We start from the raw sequence: 20,234 nt of genomic DNA on the forward strand, positions 1-20,234 counted from the left end.
GCCTCAGGAGCGCTTGCGGGCGAGGTCCTCGTAGAAGTGCAGCAGGTCGAGGTCGTCGATGGAGCCCGGGTTGACCGCCTTCTCCAGCGGCGTGCCCTGGAGGAGGCGTTTGACCGGGACCTCGATCCGCTTGCCGGTGAGCGTGTGCGGGACTCCGGGAACCTCGATGATCTCGTCCGGCACGTGACGCGGTGAGAGCTGTTCGCGGATGGTCCGCCTGATGCGGTCCAGGAGCGCATCGTCCAGAGTGGCACCGGGGGCGAGGTGCACGAAGAGGGGCATCCAATAGCCGCCGTCGGGCTGTTCGATGCCGATGACGAGGGACTCCTTGATCTCCGGCAGTCGCTCGACGGCTTCGTAGATGTCGGCGGAGCCCATGCGCACGCCCTGGCGGTTGAGCGTGGAGTCGGAGCGGCCGTGGATGACGACTGAGCCGCGCGAGGTGATGGTGATCCAGTCGCCGTGGCGCCACACGCCGGGGTAGGTGTCGAAGTAGCTGTCGTGGTAGCGGCTGCCGTCGGGGTCGTTCCAGAAGCGGATCGGCATGGACGGCATGGGGTTGGTGACGACGAGCTCGCCGACCTCGTCGGTCAGGGATTCGCCGTTCGGGTCCCAGGACCGCAGGTCGGTGCCCAGGCCGGCCGCCTGGAGTTCGCCGATGTACACGGGCAGGGTCGGTACGGCTCCCGCGAAGCAGGAGCACACGTCCGTGCCGCCGCTGACGGAGGCGATCCACAGGTCGTCGCGGACCTCGTCGTGCAGCCAGCGGAATCCGTCCGGCGGGAGCGGTGATCCCGTGGTGGCGACGCACCGCACCCTGGAGAGGTCGAAATCGCGCCCGGGGTAGACGCCCGCCTTGGCGCAGGCCATGACGTAGGCAGCCGAGGTGCCGTAGAGGGTGGCTCCGGTGCGTTCGGCGACGCGCCACTGGGCGCCGGTGTCGGGGTATCCGGGGCTGCCGTCGTACAGGACGATCGTGGTGCCGGTGAGCAGGCCGGAGACGAGGAAGTTCCACATCATCCAGCCGGTGGACGTGTACCAGAAGAAGCGATCCTCGGGACCGAGGTCGCAGTGCAGGCCGAGCTGCTTGAGGTGCTCGATCAGGATGCCGCCCTGGGACTGCACGATGGCCTTGGGCAGGCCGGTCGTGCCCGAGGAGTACAGCACCCACAACGGGTGGTCGAAGGGCACCTGCTCGAACACCGGTTCAGTGTCCGCGCCGGTCAGCGCCGACCATTCCAGGGCGCCCTCGGGGGCCTCCGTCCCCAGCAGGGGGATGTGGACGACGGCACGCAGCGTGGGCAGCTCACGGCGGAGTTCGGCGACGATCTCGCGGCGGTCGTGCTCCTTGCCGCCGTAGCGGTAGCCGTCGACGGTGAACAGGACGACGGGTTCGACCTGCTGGAAGCGGTCGAGGACGCTGCGGGCACCGAAGTCGGGGGCGCAGGAGGTCCACACACCGCCCACCGCGGCGGTGGCGAGGAGAGCGACGACGGCCTGGGGGATGTTCGGGAGGTAGCCGCTGACGCGATCCCCGGGGCGTACGCCGAGCGCGCGCAGCTCGGCGGCCAGGGAGCCGACCTGGCGGCGCAGTTCGGACCAGGTGACGGGGCGCGGCTCGTGGGTCTCGTCGACGTACAGCAGGGCCGGTTCGTCCGCCCGGGTGGCGGCCGCGCGCAGGGCGTGCTCGGCGTAGTTCAGCGTCGCCCCGGGGAACCACTGGGCGCCGGGCATCGAGCGGTCGCCGAGCACGCGCGCGTAGGGCGTGGAGAACCGCACGTCGAACCACTGCGCGACGGCCTTCCAGAACGTGTCCAGCTCGTCGACGGACCACCGGTGCAGGGCCGCGTAGCCGCCCTCGGCCGGAGCCCCGTGCTCACGGGCCGCCCAGGTCTGGAACTTCGTGACCTGTGCCTGGGCGATGCGTTCCGGATCTGGCTGCCAGAGCGGCTGGGGGTTCACGGTCGACATGGGGCGGCTCCCGGACTCTGCGCTTCGTGTGCGTCTGTCGCGCACGGGCTGGGGTGTGCGCGTGACGCGATGACACGGACGATGCCATGTGATCGACTTCTGCACCAGGGTGCGCCCCACATAGTCCGTGTCGTGAAGATGTGGTCCCAGCACGGGTGAACGGAAGTTGAACGACACCCCTGTTCGGCGCGGTCAATGGCAGGGTGAGCAGCATGGACGGTCGTGACCTGGTGCGTTCGGTGAGGGTGGTCGGTTCGGTGGGGGCGGCCCAGAGGTTGCGTACCGTGAAGGCGGCGTGGCGCAGGAGGCGGGCCGACGCGGACGCGCTGCCGCCGCGGGGTCCGGAGCGCGCGCGGGTGCCCGGGCCCGTGCGGGAGGTGGAGCCCGGTCCGGGCGGCGGCGTGATCCGCTTCAACCGCTCGGACCTGCGCATCCTGGTCGCCGTGAACGGCGCGGTCTTCTGGGGCTGGGACGGGGCCGCTCCGGAGCCGTCGTACGCGCTCCCGGGCCGTTGCCCGGAGGCGGACCCGCGGGCGGTCCTGGAGCCGGACAAGGACGGCGGCTGGCGTGTGGTGGCCGAGCGGGTGACGGTGGTCGTCTCCCGGCACGGCGCGGTCGAGGTGCGCACGCCCGGAGGCGTCACACTCCGCCGTGATCTGCCGCCCCGGTGGTGGGAGCCCGTCGGAGGCGGGGTCGCGCGGTGGATGCAGCGCTCGGAGGTGCCCGCCGACGCCCGCTTCTTCGGGCTCGGAGGACGGGCGTCCGGCCCGCGGCTGCGCGCCGGGACCTACCGCCTGTGGAACACGGACCCCGGACGCGCCTTCGGCCCTGGCGACGATCCGCTGTACGTCACGATGCCGGTGCAGCTGGTGGTGTCCGACGCGGCCACTCACCTGGTCTTCCACGACACGACGTGGGACGGCACGGTGACCCTGCGGGAGGGCGAGGAGGGCGCCGGTTCCGGCCACGACAGGACGGGCACGAGCGAGCTTCGGGTGGAGGGCGGTCCGCTGCGCTGCTGGGTGATGGTGGGCACCCCCGCGCGCGTGCTGCTCACCTGGGCGTCGCTGACGGGTGCGCCGGCGCTGCCGCCCACCTGGGCGCTGGGCCACCACCACGCGCGCTGGGGCTTCGGCAGCGAGCAGGAGGTGCGCCGGATCGTCTCCGGCTACCAGGAGCGGGGGCTGCCGCTGGACGCGGTCCACCTCGACATCGACCACCTCGACGAGCACCAGGTGTTCACCGTCGACCAGGAGCGCTTCCCCAAGCTGCCGTTGCTGGCCGAGGAGCTGCGCGGCGACGGTATCCGGCTGGTGTCGATCGTCGACCCCGCCGTGAAGGCCGCGGAGGGCAACGCGGTGTACGACGGCGGGACGGCCGTGGACGCGTTCGTGCGGGACGCTTCGGGACAGCTCGTGCGTGGTGTGGCGTGGCCCGGGGAGGTCGTCTTCCCCGACTTCACGCACATGCGCGTGCGTGAGTGGTGGGGTGGTCTTTACGAGGAGCGGCTCACCCAGGGGTTCTCCGGTTTCTGGCACGACATGAACGAACCCACCTCGTTCGCCGCGTTCGGGGAGTCGACGCTGCCGCGTTCGGCGAGACACGCCCTGGAGGGCCGCGGCGGGGACCACCGCGAGGCCCACAACGTCTATGCCCTGGGCATGGCCCGGGCGGCGTACGAGAGCCTTCACGAACTGGCCCCCAAGGAGCGGCCGTTCGTCTTCTCCCGCTCCGGCTGGGCCGGTATGCAGCGGTACGGCGGGAGCTGGTCCGGTGATGTGGCGACGGGCTGGCCCGGTCTAAGGGCGTCGCTGTCGCTGGTCCTGGGGCTCGGGCTGTGCGGAGTGCCCTATTCGGGACCGGACGTGGGCGGCTTCGACGGCAGTCCGTCGCCCGAGCTGTACCTGCGCTGGCTCCAGTTGGGCGCGTATCTGCCGCTGTTCCGCACCCACGCGAGCCTGCGGGCGGGGCGCCGGGAGCCGTGGGAGTTCGGGGCCGACGTGCTGGAGCACGCGCGCGTGGCGCTCGTCGAACGCCGTCGGCTGCTGCCGTACTTCGTGACCCTGGCGCATCTGGCCCGGCGCACCGGAGCGCCGTACGTGCGTCCCCTGTGGTGGAACGCGCCCGAGGACCGCGCGTTGCGTGACTGGGAGGACGCGTTCCTGCTGGGCGACGGCCTGCTGGTGGCGCCGGTGCTGGACCCGGGAGCCGACCGGCGTGCGGTGCAGCTGCCGCGGGGGCGCTGGTACGACACGGTCACGGAGCAGGTGTACGAGGGGCCGGCGCAGGTGCTCGTGGACGCTCCCCTGTCGCGCATACCGGTGCTGGCACGCGCGGGGGCCGTCATCCCCGTGCGCGGGGACGACGGCGGGCTGGAGTTGGAGGTGTGGGCACCGGCTCGCGGCCGCAGCGGGGGCGGGCTGGTGGTCCCGGACGCGGGCGACGGCTGGGACGAGCCGGAACTGGAGCGCTACGTGGCCCGTTGGAAGAGCAGGGGGAAGCGGCTGGTGGTCGAGCGAGCGGGTGAGGGCGGCTCGTCGGAACCGCCCTACCCGGTGCGTCTGCGGGGACTCGGGGAGCGCTGAGCTCAGATGTAGCGGCCTTCGAACCAGGCGCGTACCGCCAGGGTGTGCAGCGGGAAGGCCAGCTCCTCCGGCCTGCGCAGGAGGTGCCAGCCCTCCGTCTCGTCCGTGGCGGCGGACTGGGGCAGCCCGTCGGCCGGGCGTTCCGGAAGGACTCCGAACAGCAGCAGATGCCCGTCGGGCGAGCTCATGGCGTCGACGAGCCGTACGTCGCGGCTCGCCGCGTCGATGCCCGTCTCTTCCTTCAGTTCACGGACGACGGCGTGCCGCCAGTCCTCGCGGTCGTCGATGAAGCCGCCGGGCAACGCGATGCCGCCGCTGGCGGGGGCGACGGTTCGGGTGATGACGACCAGGGCCGTGCCCTTGGTGTCGTACACGGGCTGGAGTGCGACGGCCACCGGCAGCGGGTTGCGGTAGGCCACGGCGTGGCAGGCCGGGCAGGTGCGCGGCCAGCCGGAGACGCCCTCTCCATAGGGTGCTCCGCAGCTCGAACAATGCGAGCCCGGGGCGGAGTTGGGGATGGATTGAGTTTCGGACACGCGGCGGACTGTATCCGATCAGTGGAGGGGCGTCTTCCGGAGGCTGCTCAATGGCGGCCGGCGAGGGACTTCCAGGAGACGGGGAAGTCGAAGTAGGTGTCCGGGTAGGGCTCGGGCTTGTAGGTGTAGTGCCACCACTCCTCGGCGAGGTTCACGAATCCCAGGCCCTCCAGGGTGCTCTTGAGCAGCAGGCGGTTGGCGCGCTGTTCGCCCTGGACACGGGGGTCGAGGGTGTGGGCGAGGGTGTCGAAGCAGTCGAATCCGGTGCCCATGTCGACGGAGTTGTCGGGGAAGCGTTCGTCCTGGGGCGCGTAGCACGGCACGAGCGGCTGTCCCGGGTGGTAGGGCCGGGTCGGCCTCGCGGGGAGCTTCACGATCGTGAGGTCCGTCGTCGAGCCACGGCTGTGGCCGGATTTCTCCGCGATGTAGCCGTCCTCGAAGAGGCGGGTCTTGTCGACGTTCGGATAGAACTCGCCCTTCATCGCCTGGTCATCGAGGTCCTCGGCCCAGCGGACGAAGTGGTTCACGGCGCGCTGCGGCCGGTAGCAGTCGTAGACCTTGAGGGTGTATCCCCTGCGCAGCAGTTTCAGTTGGGCCTGGTGGAGGGCTTCGGCGGCCGGCCGGGTGAGGATGCAGATCGGTTGCTCGTAGCCGTCGATGCGCTCGCCGACGAAGTTGTGCGGGGTGAAGTAGCGCATCTCCTGCAGGATCGTCGGGTCGACGGTTCTCAGGGCCACGAAGTCCTTCGGTGCCCTGGGGCCGGTCTCCGCCCGGGCGGTGGCCGAAGAGGCGGTGACGGCCAGCACGGCGGCGAGGGCGGTGACGAGACCGCGTACTGCGCGGGTGAGTCGTGTCATGTCTCCTGCACTGCCCAATTCCGCCGGCCCGTGACACACTTCTGACGCATCGTCAGATGTCGTGGCAAGGAGGGGCCATGTCTCGCACTCGAACGCCCGTGGTCGACGGATGGTTCGCCGGGGCGGGGGAGGGTTTCCGGCTTCTCGGCACCCGGTGCACGGCTTGCGGCTCGGTGTTCTTCCCCCGGGAGGAGACGCACTGCCGCAATCCCGGATGCCACGGCGGCGATCTCGACGAGGTCCCGCTGTCGCGACGGGGGCGCGTCTGGTCGTTCACGGACAGCCGGTACCGCCCTCCGTCACCCTATGTGAGCGATCCCGGACTTCCGTGGGAGCCGTACGCGTTGATCGCCGTGGAGCTGGAGGCCGAGCGGATCGTGGTGCTGGGGCAGGCGGCTCCCGGCATCACCGTCGCCGATCTGGCGGTGGGCATGGAGGTGGAGGTCGTCCCCGGGGTGCTGCACGAGGACGCGGAGACGGCGTGGACGACATGGCACTGGCGGCCGACGGGGGTGCGGGCATGACGGGGGACGTGGCGGTGCTCGGCGCGGGCATGCACCCGTGGGGCAAGTGGGGGCGAGGGTTCGTCGAGTACGGCGTGGCGGCCGCGCGCGCGGCACTCGCCGACGCCGGACTGGAGTGGCGTGACATCGACTCGATCGTCGGCGCGGACACGGTGCGTGGCGGTTACCCGGGCTATGTGTCCGGAGCGACCTTCGCGAAGGCGCTGGGCTGGCAGGGCGCCCGCGTCACCAGCGTGTACGCGGCGTGCGCGTCCGGAGCCCAGGCCGTCGGCGCGGCGCGGGCGCAGATCCTGTCCGGCCTCGCGGACGTCGTCCTGGTCGTGGGCGCCGACGCGGCACCGAAGGGGTTCTTCCGGCCCGCGGGAGGCGAGCGGCCGGACGATCCGGACTGGCTGCGGTTCAGGGTGCTCGGGGCCACGAACCCCACGTACTTCGGGCTGTACGCACGCCGCCGCATGGCCGTCCACGGGGACAGCCCGGCGGACTTCGCGCAGGTGAAGGTGAAGAACGCGGCCGCGGGCGCGCTGAACCCCAACGCGCGCTACCGCACCCGGGTGAGCGCCGAGGAGGTCGCCGCCTCCCCGGTGGTCGCCGACCCGTTGCGGTTGCTCGACATCTGCGCGACCTCGGACGGCGGGGCGGCGCTGGTGCTGGCCGGTATGGATTTCGCGCGCCGGCACGGGGCGACGCGGCCGGTGCGCATCCGGGCCGTGTCGACGGTGACACCGCGCTTCCCGAACACCGTGCTCGACCTCCCGGACATCGCGACGGATTCCTGGGCGGCGGTGGCGCCCTCCGACGCCACGTTCCGGGAGTCGATCGCCCGGGCGGCGTACGAGGAGGCCGGCATCGGCCCCGAGGACCTCTCCCTCGCGGAGGTCTACGACCTGTCCACGGCACTGGAGTTGCAGTGGTACGAGGACCTGGGGCTGTGCGGGGAGGGCGAGGGCGCCAAGCTGCTGCGGGAGGGCACGACGAGCCTCGGCGGGCGCATACCGGTCAACGCCAGTGGCGGGCTGGCCTCCTTCGGCGAGGCGGTTCCGGCCCAGGCGATCGCCCAGGTGTGCGAACTGACCTGGCAGTTGAGGGAGCAGGCCGGTGACCGGCAGGTCGCGGGGGCGCGCGTGGGGATCACGGCCAACCAGGGGCTGTTCGGGCACGGGTCGTCGGTGATCGCCGTGCGGTGAGCGGACGACACGCCCTCCGCTGTGGTGGGCGCGGAGCAAGCCCTTTCCCGCACGCTGTGTGATCACCCGGGAATCCTGCGTGAACGTCTCATGAACTGGGCCTGTGCGCGCACGCCCGCGGAGCCATCATGCTCCCGTGCGCTCCTGGACGGACACTCTCCGCTTCGCCTTCCAACCGGTGGTCAACCTGGCGACCGGAGGGGTCGCGGGGCTGGAGATACTCGCCCGCCCCGAGACCGGAGACATCCTGGCCGAGGCCCGCCGCGACCCCGAACTCGACGGCCGCCTCGCGGTGCTGGCGGTCCGGGCGGCCGCGCGCCGGGAGACCTTGCTGCCGCTGCACGTCAACGTGTTCGCGGGCACCCTCGCCGACCTCGGCGGCCTGACCCCGCTGCACGACGCCGTTCGGGCGGTGGGGCGACTGCCGTGGGAGGTGACCGTCGACATCGGACCGCCGTACACGCATGTGCCGCAGCAGGCGCTGCTGGAGGCGGTCGGCGTACTGCGGACGCAGGGTTTCCGGATCAGCGCGGACGGTGTCGGCGACGGGGACGTGCCGTTGCGCCTGCTCGCCGATCTCGAGCCCGACCTGGTGAAACTGGACGCCTCGCTGCTGTCCCGGCCGGCCGCGACGCGGGCGATGCGGACACTGTGCGAGCAGCTGGGAGCGCTGCTGTCCGTCGAGGGCGTGGAGACGGAACTGCAGTGCGCGGCGGCCGTGTCGGCCGGGGCCCAGCTGGCCCAGGGAGCGCTGTTCGCGCCGCCGGCCCGGCTGCCCGCGGCGGACGTGTACGTTCCGCCCCGCTCCCCCGGCGCCATGGCGCCGTCGTCGCGGTCGGGGCCGTCCGTGCGGGAGTTCGTGCGGCCCGCCGCGCTGCTGCCGGCGACCGCCTCGGCGGGGCAGGTGCGGGCGCTGCTGACCGGCTCGCCCGACGTCTCCGGAGTCCTCCTCGTGGACGCCCAGGGGGTGCCGGTGCGGTCCGTGCACCGCTCGCGCTTCCTGCTGTCGATGTCGGGGCGCTACGGCCACGCCCTGTACGCCGACCGGCCCGCCGCGAGGCTCGGTGACCCGCCCCGCACGGTGGGCGCGGACGCCACCGCGTGGGAGGTCCTGGACGTGCTGGCGGTCGGCGGGCGGGAGCGCACCTCGGACGACGTGGCGGTGGTCGACTCGTTCGGGCGGTGCGTGGGCGTCGTACGCCTGGCCGACCTGGTGCGGGCGCTGGCGGAGAGCCGGGTCGAGGAGGCGGTCGGGCTGAATCCGCTGACGCGGCTGCCCGGCTCGGACGCCATCACGGGCGAGGTGGACCGGTGCATCGCCGAAGGGCGCACGTTCGCGCTCAGCTGGCTGGACGTGGATCACTTCAAGCAGGTCAACGACGGTGCCGGGTTCGCGGCGGGCGACGAGCTGATCCGGTCCGTGGGCCGGACACTGCAGGGCGCGGCGTCCGGGACCACCCGGGTGGGGCACATCGGCGGGGACGACTTCCTGGTGCTCGCCGATCCGGAGCGGCTGGGGCCGCTGGCGGCGGCCGTGCTGGACGCGCCCTGGTCGGCGGGCGGGCTGCCGGTCACGCTGTCCCTGGCGACCGTCCTGTGCCCGCCGGGCAGTGTGCGCGACCACCGGGAGGCCGCCGCCTGTCTGGCGCCGCTGAAGAAGGCCGCGAAGGCGTTGCGGGGGGCCAGCTGGGTGCTGGGCCGGGCCGGACTTCAGGGGCTGGAGGTGCTGCGCGGCGCGCATGCGGCGCCCGCTCCGACGGGCTGAGCGGAGCGCGAGCATGTCACCGTTGCCGTCCGCGCGCTTGACGCTCTGATGGTGCCGGTGAACACTTCCGGTGTAGGTCGACATCGCCGTACAAACACGCTGTAACCAGGCAAACACCGCAAAACAGCCTGAAGGGCAGGCCACTCCCCCGCGGGTGATTCGGCAGCGACGGCACGCTCGCCGCCATGCGCAAAGACATTCGTCGGTGAGGTCAACGGCACGGCGATCCTGATCCTCTCCGGCGCCGTACTGCAGGGAACGACGAAGGGGACGTCATGACGGACAAGTTCGTCGCCGCCATCGACCAGGGCACCACATCCAGCCGCTGCATCGTCTTCAACCAGGACGGCGCGATCGTCGCCGTCGACCAGCGGGAGCATCGCCAGATCTTCCCCAAGCCGGGCTGGGTGGAGCACGACGCCACCGAGATCTGGTCCAAAACGCAGGCGGTGGTCGCCGGAGCGATCGCCAAGGCGGGGCTGCGCGCCGACCAGCTCAGCGCCATGGGCATCACCAACCAGCGCGAGACCACGCTCCTGTGGGACCGCGCGACAGGGAAGCCCGTGCACAACGCCATCGTCTGGCAGGACACGCGGACCGCGGCGCTGACCAGGCAGCTCGGCGGCTCGGACGGGCAGGACCGCTTCCGCGAGCAGACCGGGCTGCCGCTGGCCACCTACTTCTCGGGGCCGAAGGCGGCCTGGCTGCTGGACAACGTGCCGGGCCTGAGGGCGCGCGCCGAGAACGGCGAGATCGCCTTCGGCACCATGGACTCCTGGCTCATCTGGAACCTCACCGGCGGCACCGACGGCGGGCAGCACGTCACCGACGTGACCAACGCCGGCCGCACGATGCTGATGAACCTGGAGACCCTCCAGTGGGACCCGTCCATCCTCTCCGCGATGAACATCCCGGAGGCCGTCCTGCCCGAGATCAAGTCCTCGGCGGAGGTGTACGGCACCGCGGTGGGCCAGCTCGCGGGGGTACCGGTGGCTTCGGCGCTCGGTGACCAGCAGGCCGCCGTGTTCGGGCAGGCCTGCTACGACGTGGGCACGGCGAAGAACACCTACGGCACGGGCTCCTTCCTGCTGCTCAACACGGGCAACCGGCCCGTGGCGTCGAAGAGCGGCCTGCTGACCACGATGGGCTACAAGATCGGCGGAGAGGCGCCGGTCTACTGCCTGGAGGGCTCCATCGCGATCACCGGCGCGCTCGTCCAGTGGTTCCGCGACCAGCTGGGCATCATCCGCACCGCCGACGAGATCGAGCCGCTCGCGGCGAGCGTCGAGGACAACGGCGGCGCGTACATCGTGCCCGCCTTCTCCGGCCTGTTCGCGCCCTACTGGCGCTCCGACGCGCGCGGTGTGATCACCGGACTGACCCGGTACGTCACCAAGGCGCACCTGGCCCGCGCCGTGCTGGAGGCTACGAGCTGGCAGACCCGCGAGGTCGTGGACGCCATGTACCAGGACTCCGGGGTGCACATCACCACCCTCAAGGTGGACGGCGGCATGACCAAGAACAACCTGCTCATGCAGCACCAGTCGGACGTCCTCGACGTCCCCGTGGTCCGCCCCAAGGTCTCCGAGACGACCTGCCTGGGCGCCGCCTACGCCGCGGGCCTGGCCACCGGGGTCTGGAACGACCTCGACGAGCTGAAGGCCCACTGGCAGAAGGACGCCGAGTGGACGCCCTCCATGGAGGCGTCGGTGCGGGACCGCGAGTACCACAACTGGCACAAGGCCGTGGAGAAGAGCTTCGGCTGGGCGGAGGACGAAGACTAGACACACGCGCGTGCCGATGACAGCGGCCCGTACCCCGGTCGGCGGGGGTACGGGCCGCGCTCGCGCGCATCCGTCAGGTGCCGACCGTCTCCCGGCGCTCCGACGCCTGGGCCATCGCGTGCCGCACCACGCCGATCAGGACCTCCTTGACCGATTCCCGGTCGCGGGCGTCGGTCAGCAGCAGCGGCACGTCCGCATCGAGGTCGAGGGCCCGCCGGACGTCCTCCACCGGGTAGCGGGCGGCTCCCTCGAAGCAGTTGACGCCGACGACGAAGGGTATGGAGCGCCGCTCGAAGTAGTCGACGGCGGCGAAGGAGTCCTCCAGGCGGCGCGTGTCGGCGAGCACGACGGCACCCAGGGAGCCCTCGGAGAGCTCGTCCCACATGAACCAGAACCGCTCCTGGCCGGGCGTGCCGAACAGGTACAGCACCAGGTCCTCGCGCAGCGTGATGCGGCCGAAGTCCATGGCCACCGTGGTGGTGCGCTTGCCCTCCACTCCGGTCGTGTCGTCGACCGGGCGTCCTGCCTCGGTGAGCAGCTCCTCCGTGCGCAGCGGCCGGATCTCGCTGACCGCGCCGACGAGCGTGGTCTTGCCCACGCCGAAGCCGCCGGCCACCAGGATCTTGAGCGTGACGGGCTCGACCGGAGACTTCCCGCGCTCAGAACGCCCGAAGATCATCGATCTCTTCTCCTGCTTGATGGGGATGGTGGGACGGTGGGCCGTAGCCCCCGCCGCCAGGGGTTTCGATGACGAGTACGTCGCCGGGACCGACGTCCGCGGAGTCGCTGCCGGCGAGCGCGGTGACGGTGCCGTCGGCCCGTTCCACCCGGTTGGCGCCCAGCGCGCCGGGCTCGCCGCCCGCCATGCCGTACGGGCGCACCCGGCGGTGCTGGGACAGGGTGGAGACGGTCATGGGCTCCTCGAAGCGGATGCGGCGCACGGCTCCGTCCCCGCCGCGCCAGCGTCCGGCACCGCCACTGCCGTGCCGGACGGCGAACTCCTCGAGCCGCACGGGCAGCCGCCACTCCAGGACCTCGGGGTCGGTGAGCCGCGAGTTGGTCATGTGGGTCTGGACGACGGGAGCGCCGGGGAAGCCGTCGCCCGCGCCCGAACCCGAGGCGACGGTCTCGTAGTACTGGTGCCGCTCGTTGCCGAAGGTGACGTTGTTCATGGTGCCCGAGCCCTCGGCCTGGACGCCGAGCGCCGCGTACAGGGCGCCGGTGATGGCCTGGGAGGTCTCGACGTTGCCCGCGACGACGGCGGCGGGCGGTTCGGGCGCCAGCATCGAGGCGGGCGGCACGATGATGTCCAGGGGCCGCAGGCAGCCGTCGTTGAGGGGGATGTCGTCGGCGACGAGGGTCCTGAAGACGTACAGGACGGCCGCGTTGACCACCGCGAAGGGCGCGTTGAAGTTACCGGCCAGCTGCGGGGAGGTTCCCGTGAAGTCCACGGCCGCTGAGCGCTTTTCGCGGTCCACGCGCACGCGTACGCGGATGACGGCGCCGGAGTCGGTCTCGTAGGCGTACTCGCCGTCGTCCAGGGCGTCGATCACCCGGCGGACGGCCTCCTCGGCGTTGTCCTGGACGTGCCGCATGTAGGCCTGGACGACGTCGAGCCCGAAGTCCTCGATCATCCGGGCGACCTCGTCGACGCCCTTGCGGTTCGCGGCGATCTGGGCGCGCAGGTCGGCGAGGTTGGTCCTGGGGTTGCGGGAGGGGTAGGGCGCCTCGGTGAGCAGCCGGCGGGTCTCCTCCTCGCGGAAGCGGCCGGCCTCGGCGAGCAGCCAGTTGTCGAAGAGGACGCCCTCCTCCTCGATGGTGCGGCTGTCGGCGGGCATGGAGCCCGGCGCGATGCCGCCGATCTCCGCGTGATGGCCGCGCGAGGCGACGTAGAAGAGGATCCGGTCACCCTCCGTGTCGAACACCGGCGTGATCACGGTGACGTCCGGGAGGTGGGTCCCACCGTGGTACGGGTCGTTGACGGCGTAGGTGTCACCGGGCCGCATGGCCGGCCCCCGGCGCCGGATGACCTCCTTGACGCTGGTGCCCATGGAGCCCAGGTGGACGGGGATGTGGGGGGCGTTGGCCACCAGGTTTCCGTCCGGGTCGAAGAGCGCGCAGGAGAAGTCCAGGCGCTCCTTGATGTTGACGGACTGGGCCGTCGACTCCAGCCGCGCGCCCATCTGTTCGGCGATCGACATGAAGAGGTTGTTGAAGACCTCGAGCAGAACCGGATCGGCTTTGGTGTCGAGATCGGAACTCTGCGTGACCGCCGCGCGTTCCATGACCAGATGCCCGTCGTCGCGGGCCACGGCCTGCCAGCCGTCGTCGACGACGGTCGTCGCACTGGCCTCGGTGATGATCGCGGGGCCGGTGACCTCCTCGCCGGGAGGGAGGTCCTCACGGCGGTGGAGGGGTACGTCGCGCCAGGTGCCGCCGGTGTGCAGCCGCACGGTGTCGGGAGCGGCGGTGCGGCCTTCGTACGGCGCGAGGGCCGAGAGATCGGGGGGTTCGGTGATGCCGGTGGCTTCCACGGAGAGGGCTTCGACGACGATCGGGCGGTCGAGCGTGAAGGAGTACGTGGCGCGATGGCGTTCCTCGAAGGCGTGACGCATCGTGCCGGGCTCGGTCAGCTCGACGGTGAGGGTGGTGTCGGTGCCGTCGTAGCGGAGCTGGGCGCGACGGACGACCCGGATGTGGTCCTTGGGGACGTCCTCGGCGAGGAGTTCGGCGCGGGCCGCGCCCTCGAGGTCGTCGGCCGTCCTGAGGACGGCGGGCATGGCCCCGGCTTCCAGGGGCGCCTCCACGGACTGCTCGCGCATGGCGGTGGTGTCGGCGAGGCCGATGCCGAGCGCGGACAGGACACCGGCCATGGGCGGGACGAGGACGGTGCGGATGCCGAGCGAGTCGGCCACCATGCACGCGTGCTGGCCGCCCGCGCCGCCGAAGGTGGTCAGGGCGTAGCGGGTGACGTCGTGGCCCTTCTGGACCGAGATCCGCTTGACGGCGTTGGCGATGTTGGCGACGGCGATCTGCAGATAGCCCTCGGCGACCTGCTCGGGCGTACGGTCGTCGCCGGTCCGCTCGCGGATCTCGCGCGCGAGGGCCGCGAACCGGTCGCGGACGAGCTGGTCGTCGAGGGGCTGGTCGCCGTCGGGGCCGAAGACCTTCGGGAAGTGGGCGGGCTGGATACGGCCGAGCATGACGTTGGCGTCGGTGACGGCGAGCGGGCCGCCGCCGCGGTAGCAGGCGGGCCCGGGGTCCGCCCCCGCCGAGTCCGGCCCCACGCGGTAGCGGGAGCCGTCGAAGTGCAGGACCGAGCCGCCGCCGGCCGCCACGGTGTGGATGTCCAGCATCGGGGCGCGCAGCCGGACACCGGCGATCTGCGTGGTGAAGACGCGCTCGTACTCACCGGCGAAGTGCGAGACGTCGGTCGAGGTGCCGCCCATGTCGAACCCGATGACCCGGTCGAACCCGGCGAGCCGCGACATGCGGGCCATGCCGACGATCCCGCCCGCGGGGCCGGAGAGGATGGCGTCCTTGCCGCGGAACTGCCCGGCCTCGGCGAGACCGCCGTTGGACTGCATGAACATCAGCCGCACACCGGCCAGTTCGTCGGCGACGTGCCGGACGTAGCGGCGCAGCACCGGCGAGAGGTAGGCGTCGACGACCGCGGTGTCCCCGCGCGGGACGAGCTTCATCAGCGGGCTGACCTCGCTGGACAGCGAGATCTGCGGGAAGCCGATGCGGGCGGCCAGCTCCCCGACGGCCTGCTCGTGGGCGGGGTGCAGATGGCTGTGCATGCAGACGACGGCGACGGCGCGGATCCCGTCGTCGTACGCCTCCTGCAGCGGCCCGGTCAGCGCGTCCAGGTCGGGCGCGCGCAGCACCCTGCCGTCGGCGGCGATGCGCTCGTCGACCTCGACGACCCGCTCGTGGAGCAGTTCGGGCAGTTCGATACGGCGCGCGAAGATGTGCGGCCGGTTCTGGTAGGCGATGCGCAGGGCGTCGCGGAAGCCGCGGGTGACGACGAGCAGCGTGCGTTCGCCCTTGCGTTCCAGCAGGGCGTTGGTGGCGACCGTCGTTCCCATCCGGACGGCCTCGACGGCCTCTCGGGAGCCGTCCAGCAGCTCCCGGACGCCCGCCACGGCCGCGTCGGAGTACCGCGCCGGGTTCTCCGACAGCAGCTTGTGCGTGAGCAGGCGGCCGTCCGGGCGGCGCGCGACGATGTCGGTGAACGTGCCGCCCCGGTCCACCCAGAACTGCCAGCCAGTCACGTCAGTACCCCGCTTCCGCGCCGCTCACAGCGCCCGGAGGCCGTTGATCACGTCGCGCAGAATACTCTCGTCCACCAGCTCGGCAGGCGGGATCGGCCGGTTGACGTGGACGAATTCCGCGTCCACGAGATCTCCGACGAGCACCCGGACCACACCGATGGGCAGATCGAGCTCGGCGGCGAGTTCGGCGACCGACTGGGGTGTGTCCCGGCACAGGTCGACGATGTCCACGTGTTCGGGGGACAGCGTCGTGTCGGCGTCCGGGTCGTCCGCGTGCGGTTCGGCGACCACCACCGCGATCAGGTCGAGGCGGTGCTGCCCCGGGCTGGTCGTGCGACCGCGTGTCATCGCGTAGGGGCGGACGACCGGTCCGGCCTCGTCGTCGAACCAGTGGCTTGTTCCCTGACCGTCAGCGCTCATGACATCTCACTACCCGCCCGCGGGCAGATCGGTGCGCGGAGCGGTGCCGAGATGCGCGCCGACGCGCTTGACCAGGAGAGTCATCTCGTACGCCACCTGGCCGATGTCGGCGTCGGCGTCCGAGAGCACGGCGAGGGCGCTGCCGTCGCCGGCGGCGGTCACGAACAGGAAGGCCTCGTCGAGTTCCACGATGGTCTGCCGGACGTTGCCCGCCTCGAAGTGACGGCCCACGCCCTTGGCGAGGCTGTGGAACCCGGAGGCGACGGCGGCGAGGTGCTCGCTGTCCTCCCGGGTCAGGTCCCGGGACACGCCGGTCGGCAGGCCGTCGCCGGAGAGCACGAGAGCCTTGCGGATGCTCGCGACGCGGTCCACCAGCTCGTCCAGGAGCCAGTTCAGCTCCCCGGACTGATTGGTCGCGCTGTGGCCGGTCGCCTTCGGTGCGGTCATCGACCGTCCCCCTTTGTCGTTCCTTGTGGTGCTGTGCCGCGCTGGGCGTCGTCGCCCACGGCGTTCTCCTCGCGGCCGCGCTGCCAGCCGCGCTGGAGCGAAGCCATACGGTTGCGTACCTCGTCGGCGTCCCGCTCGGCGGGTTCCGCGCGCTCCTCCGGGCGCCGCACGGCGCTCTGGCGCAGCTGCGGGGCCAGGTTGGCCTGGCGCACCCGCCGGGGCAGCGCGCCCGCGCCGGGCCCGGCCTCCGGCGTGCCGGCGCCGGGCCGCAGGTCGGTGGCGTCCGCTCGGCCGCGCGCGGCGGCCGCGGGGCGGGTCCGTGCGGGAAGGGCGGGACTCAGCGGGTGCTCGCCGGGTCCCCCGGGGGCTCCCGATGCTCCGGGCGTGGCGCCCTGGCCGGGACGGCCGGCGTCTCCCGGGCCCGGGCGCAGCGGCGAGGTGCCCCGCCGGCGGTTCGGCAGGGGCGGTGCGGTCTCCGCGTCCGGGGCGTCGGGCGCGTTGCCCGACAGGAGTTCCTCGCGGCGCCGGGACGGCAGCGGCACGTTGGTCCTCGGCTCCGGGCGGCCGGAGCGGGCCGCCGGGGCCTCGTGGGCGTCCTCGCGCCGGGGCCGCGGCTCGGTGACCGGCCTCCCATGGGAGCTGACCAGCTTGGGCGTGCTGCGCCGGGACAGCGGTACGGCCGCGCCGGAGCGGTCGTCCTGGTCGCCGAGGGCGGGCCCGCGGCCGTCGGTGTCGGGGCGCCGCAGGTCGTCGTGCCGGCCGCCGGGTTCGTCGTCGGCGAGGGCCCTGGAGCGCAGGGGGCGGAAGATGCCGCCGCGTTCGTCGTCCTCGTCGTCGAGTGCGCCCGGGAAGCCGTCGACGGCGTCGAGGTCGACCGGGGCCTCCAGCTCGACCGGCCCGTTCAGGAGCGCGCCGGGCAGCTGCACGGGCACCCGGGACAGCTCGCTGCGGCGGCTCTCCTCGAGCTCGGCCTCCTTCGAGGGCTGCGGCCGGTCGAGGCGGAAGCCGATGCCGTTGGTGTCGGGGACGTCGTCGGTCAGGAGCGCGTCCGGGATGAAGACCACGGCGGTGGTGCCGCCGTACGGGGACGTCTGCAGGGAGACCCGGACGTTCTGCCGCTGGGCGAGCCGGCTGACCACGAACAGGCCGAGCCGGTCGGTGTCGGAGAGCTCGAACTCGGGCGTCTCGGCGAGCCGCAGGTTGGCGTCCAGCAGCGCGTCGGCGGCCATGCCCAGACCGCGGTCGTGGATCTCCAGGGTGAAGCCGTTGGCGACCCTTTCGCCCACGACCTGCACGGCCGTGTGCGGGGGCGAGAACACCGTGGCGTTCTCCAGGAGTTCGGCCACGAGGTGGGTGAGGTCGGCGACGGCCGGTCCGGTGACGGCGACCCGGGGCAGCCGGCGGACCTCGATGCGCTCGTAGTCCTCGACCTCGGCGACGGCGGCCCGCACGACGTCCATGAGCTGGACGGGTTTGCGCCACTGCCGGGAGGGGGCGGCGCCGGAGAGGATCACCAGGCCCTCGGCGTGCCGGCGCATACGGGTGGTCAGGTGGTCGAGCCGGAAGAGGTCGGCGAGCTCGTCGGTGTCCTCGGTGCGGCGCTCCATGCTGTCGAGCAGGGTGAGCTGCTTGTGGAGCAGGACCTGGCTGCGGCGGGCGAGGTTGACGAACACCTCGGAGACGCCGGCGCGCAGTTCGGCCTGTTTGACGGCGGCCTCGACGGCGGCGCGCTGGAGGGTGTTGAGGGCCTGGCCGACCTCGCCGATCTCGTTCTTGTCGTACTCCAGGCGCGGTGCCTCGGTTTCGATGTCGACCTGCTCGCCCGCGGACAGGCGTCGCATGACGCTGGGCAGCCGTACGCCCGACGCCTCGTGGGCCTCCAGGCGCAGCTTGCGCAGGTCGCGGATGAGGGCGCGGCCGATGCGCACGGACAGGAAGAGCGAGAAGAGCAGGGCCAGCAGACCGAGGACACCGGCGACGGCGGCCTTCGCGATGACGCCCATCGCGACGGGGCCCACCCGGTCCTGGTAGCGGTCGTCCGCCTGGTCGTTGAGGGTGCCGAGTTCGTCGAGCACGTTCCCGGCGGCGGAGTCCCAGTTCTTGGCCGTGACCTCGGGGGAGCTGCCGGCTCGCGCGGAGGTCGCGGACTGTTCGGCCACGCGCAGCGGGGCGGTCTCGGCGTTGTTCCAGAACCGCTGGTAGCGACCGCGATCCGAGGCGGGCAGCAACTGCAGGTTGTAGTCGTAGATCAGGCCGCGCTGGGCGATGAGGTCGGTGACCTCGCGCAGCTCGGTGCGGGAGGGCTTGCCGACGACCAGGGCGGAGCCGAGGAGCGCGTCCTCACGGGAGAGCAGTTCGCGGGCCCGGGCGAGATTGACCAGGGCGCGGTACTGCTTGTCCATCTCCACGTTGTCGACGACGTGGAGGTTGGTGAGCAGCACGTAGCAGGGGTCGATCAGGTGGTTGTAGAGGTCGAGGGCCTGGGCGCGGTCGACCGTTCCGTCCTCGATGCTGTGCCGCAGGTCGTCGAGGCCCTTGAACGCCTCGAGCACGGTGCTCAGGCGGTCGGTCGTCTCCCCGCCCATGGCGTCGCGCACATCTGCATCGGTGTAGTTCTTGCGGATCCGTGCGACGGCCTTGTCGGTGGCGGCCCGGGTGCGCCGCAGATCGCTGATGCCCCGGGAGGCACGGGGGTCGGCGAGGTAGACGAGGGACTGGCGGCGTTCCTGCTGGACGACGCGGACGGTGTCCTCGATCGGATAGGCGACCTTCTCCACCACGTCCGACACGTTGAACAGCTGTTCCGCCTCACGTCCGGTGAGTACCGTGGCGAAGCCCCAGATCGCGGTGAGGGACACCAGCGGCACGAGAAGCAGCGCCACGATCTTCCGGCGGATCGACTTCCCGCGAAAGCGCATGGCCTCCCCCAGCTCGACCCCCACGGAACGGGGGTACACATGTACGTCAACAAACGGCGCGAGCCTACTACCGACGCACAGGTAACCCGAAGACCGGTCCGGAGGCCGAACTTCCGCGCGGGCGGCGAGACATGGGGAGTTGTCCGTTCATTGGGGGAGATTGCCTCCCGGTTTGCCCTGGAGGTGACGGAAGTTCATCGCGGTGTTCCGGTCGGCGTGTTGGCCGAAATTTTTCGCTGCCGGGAATCTTCCCGGGGTGTCGCTCGTCCTTCTCTACAGGAAACGGGTGCGGAATCGGCCACAGGAGCCGCATCCCGCAACTGGGCGGCGTAAAACAGCGCAAGCCGGGCAGCCACTGGGGAGTCGTGCTGTGAGGCACGGAGGCGAGCGGTCTGCTGGCGGTGGGGAGTGACACGGTGATGGGCACGGCGGAGCGGAGCAAGGCGCCCGGGGACGGCGCGGTGACGCGCACGGCGGTGCGGCGGGGCACCGAAGCACCGGATCGCGACAGTCCGGCAGGCGGACGGGCGGACGGGCGGACGGGCGGCACGGCCCGGGCCCGGTCGTCGAACCGTCCGTTGTGGGTCGAGGAGCCGGCGCGGCGACGCCGGCTGCCCGATCCGGTGCGGACGGCGGCGGTGCGGGCGGTGCTGATCATCGCCGTGACGCTGCTGCAGGCGATGGTGGCCTTCCTGTGCACCATGGCCGGCTCCTGGCTGGCCTTCCCGATGGTCATCAGCAGCATCGTCAGCACGGTGGTCGCCACCTGGGGTGCCCTGGACGTGTGGGTGACCCGCCAGGTGTGGAACCAGCGCAACGGCGTGGTGTCGAGCCCGAGCAGCACCGCCCGGGCCCTGCGGCGCGAGCGACGCCGGGTGCGGCGCCAGGAGAAGGTGGCCGCGCGGGCCCAGGCGCGCATACGGCGCCGGGGCGGCGCGGGGCAGCTGTCCCACCCCTGACGGC

The 20,234-nt window shown here is 72.0% G+C and carries 14 protein-coding genes; 6 read left to right on the forward strand and 8 right to left on the reverse strand.

The genetic code is table 11. The features are described from left to right. Positions 1-3: 3 nt before the first annotated feature. Positions 4-1,971: an acetoacetate--CoA ligase gene (locus tag LN251_RS00485; RefSeq protein ID WP_458242599.1), complete on the reverse strand. Its 1,968-nt coding sequence runs from the start codon at positions 1,969-1,971 to the stop codon at positions 4-6. 212 nt (positions 1,972-2,183) lie between these two features. Here LN251_RS00485 and LN251_RS00490 point away from each other — a divergent pair, with 212 nt between their 5' ends. Then, entirely contained in the window at positions 2,184-4,556 is a 2,373-nt protein-coding gene (locus tag LN251_RS00490) for a glycoside hydrolase family 31 protein (protein ID WP_458242600.1), read from the forward strand. A 2-nt stretch (positions 4,557-4,558) separates the two neighbouring features. On the opposite strand, the gene LN251_RS00495 is transcribed toward LN251_RS00490, so the two are convergent. Beyond that, positions 4,559-5,092, reverse strand: coding sequence for an NUDIX domain-containing protein (locus LN251_RS00495; protein WP_058926593.1), 534 nt, complete (start codon positions 5,090-5,092; stop codon positions 4,559-4,561). Positions 5,093-5,139: 47 nt separating this feature from the next. Further along, complete coding sequence (locus LN251_RS00500; RefSeq protein ID WP_458242601.1) at positions 5,140-5,949, reverse strand: M15 family metallopeptidase; 810 nt, start codon at positions 5,947-5,949, stop codon at positions 5,140-5,142. Between the two features lie 98 nt (positions 5,950-6,047). Here LN251_RS00500 and LN251_RS00505 point away from each other — a divergent pair, with 98 nt between their 5' ends. From LN251_RS00505 to glpK, 4 genes are all read left to right on the forward strand, one after another. Next, the gene (locus LN251_RS00505) at positions 6,048-6,473 is read left to right on the forward strand and encodes a Zn-ribbon domain-containing OB-fold protein (RefSeq protein ID WP_458243234.1); all 426 of its coding nucleotides are present in this window, start codon (positions 6,048-6,050) and stop codon (positions 6,471-6,473) included. Beyond that, entirely contained in the window at positions 6,470-7,660 is a 1,191-nt protein-coding gene (locus LN251_RS00510; protein WP_458243235.1) for a lipid-transfer protein, read from the forward strand. Before LN251_RS00505 ends, LN251_RS00510 begins: the two co-directional genes overlap by 4 nt. Positions 7,661-7,796: 136 nt before the next feature. Then, entirely contained in the window at positions 7,797-9,425 is a 1,629-nt protein-coding gene (locus tag LN251_RS00515) for an EAL domain-containing protein (protein ID WP_458242602.1), read from the forward strand. A gap of 275 nt (positions 9,426-9,700) precedes the next feature. Then, positions 9,701-11,209, forward strand: a complete 1,509-nt coding sequence (glpK, locus tag LN251_RS00520) for a glycerol kinase GlpK (protein ID WP_458242603.1) — start codon at positions 9,701-9,703, stop codon at positions 11,207-11,209. A gap of 73 nt (positions 11,210-11,282) precedes the next feature. Here glpK and LN251_RS00525 read toward each other — a convergent pair whose 3' ends face one another. From LN251_RS00525 to LN251_RS00545, 5 genes are read right to left on the reverse strand one after another with little or no spacing between them, the layout of a single operon-like run. Beyond that, positions 11,283-11,888: a GTP-binding protein gene (locus LN251_RS00525; protein WP_362988799.1), complete on the reverse strand. Its 606-nt coding sequence runs from the start codon at positions 11,886-11,888 to the stop codon at positions 11,283-11,285. Continuing rightward, complete coding sequence (locus LN251_RS00530) at positions 11,869-15,486, reverse strand: hydantoinase B/oxoprolinase family protein (RefSeq protein WP_458242604.1); 3,618 nt, start codon at positions 15,484-15,486, stop codon at positions 11,869-11,871. Before LN251_RS00530 ends, LN251_RS00525 begins: the two co-directional genes overlap by 20 nt. Positions 15,487-15,510: 24 nt before the next feature. Then, positions 15,511-15,906 (reverse strand): DUF742 domain-containing protein, encoded by a 396-nt coding sequence (locus LN251_RS00535; protein ID WP_249841161.1) that lies wholly within the window; start codon positions 15,904-15,906, stop codon positions 15,511-15,513. A gap of 9 nt (positions 15,907-15,915) precedes the next feature. Beyond that, entirely contained in the window at positions 15,916-16,353 is a 438-nt protein-coding gene (locus tag LN251_RS00540; RefSeq protein WP_058926586.1) for a roadblock/LC7 domain-containing protein, read from the reverse strand. After that, positions 16,350-19,271, reverse strand: coding sequence for a nitrate- and nitrite sensing domain-containing protein (locus tag LN251_RS00545; protein WP_458243236.1), 2,922 nt, complete (start codon positions 19,269-19,271; stop codon positions 16,350-16,352). The genes LN251_RS00540 and LN251_RS00545 overlap by 4 nt, the downstream gene beginning before the upstream one ends. Before the next feature lie 419 nt (positions 19,272-19,690). On the opposite strand from LN251_RS00545, the gene LN251_RS00550 reads away from it, so the two are divergent. Continuing rightward, positions 19,691-20,230, forward strand: coding sequence for a hypothetical protein (locus tag LN251_RS00550; protein WP_458242605.1), 540 nt, complete (start codon positions 19,691-19,693; stop codon positions 20,228-20,230). Positions 20,231-20,234: the final 4 nt, after the last annotated feature.

Source organism: Streptomyces sp. MAI_2237 (assembly GCF_054189285.1).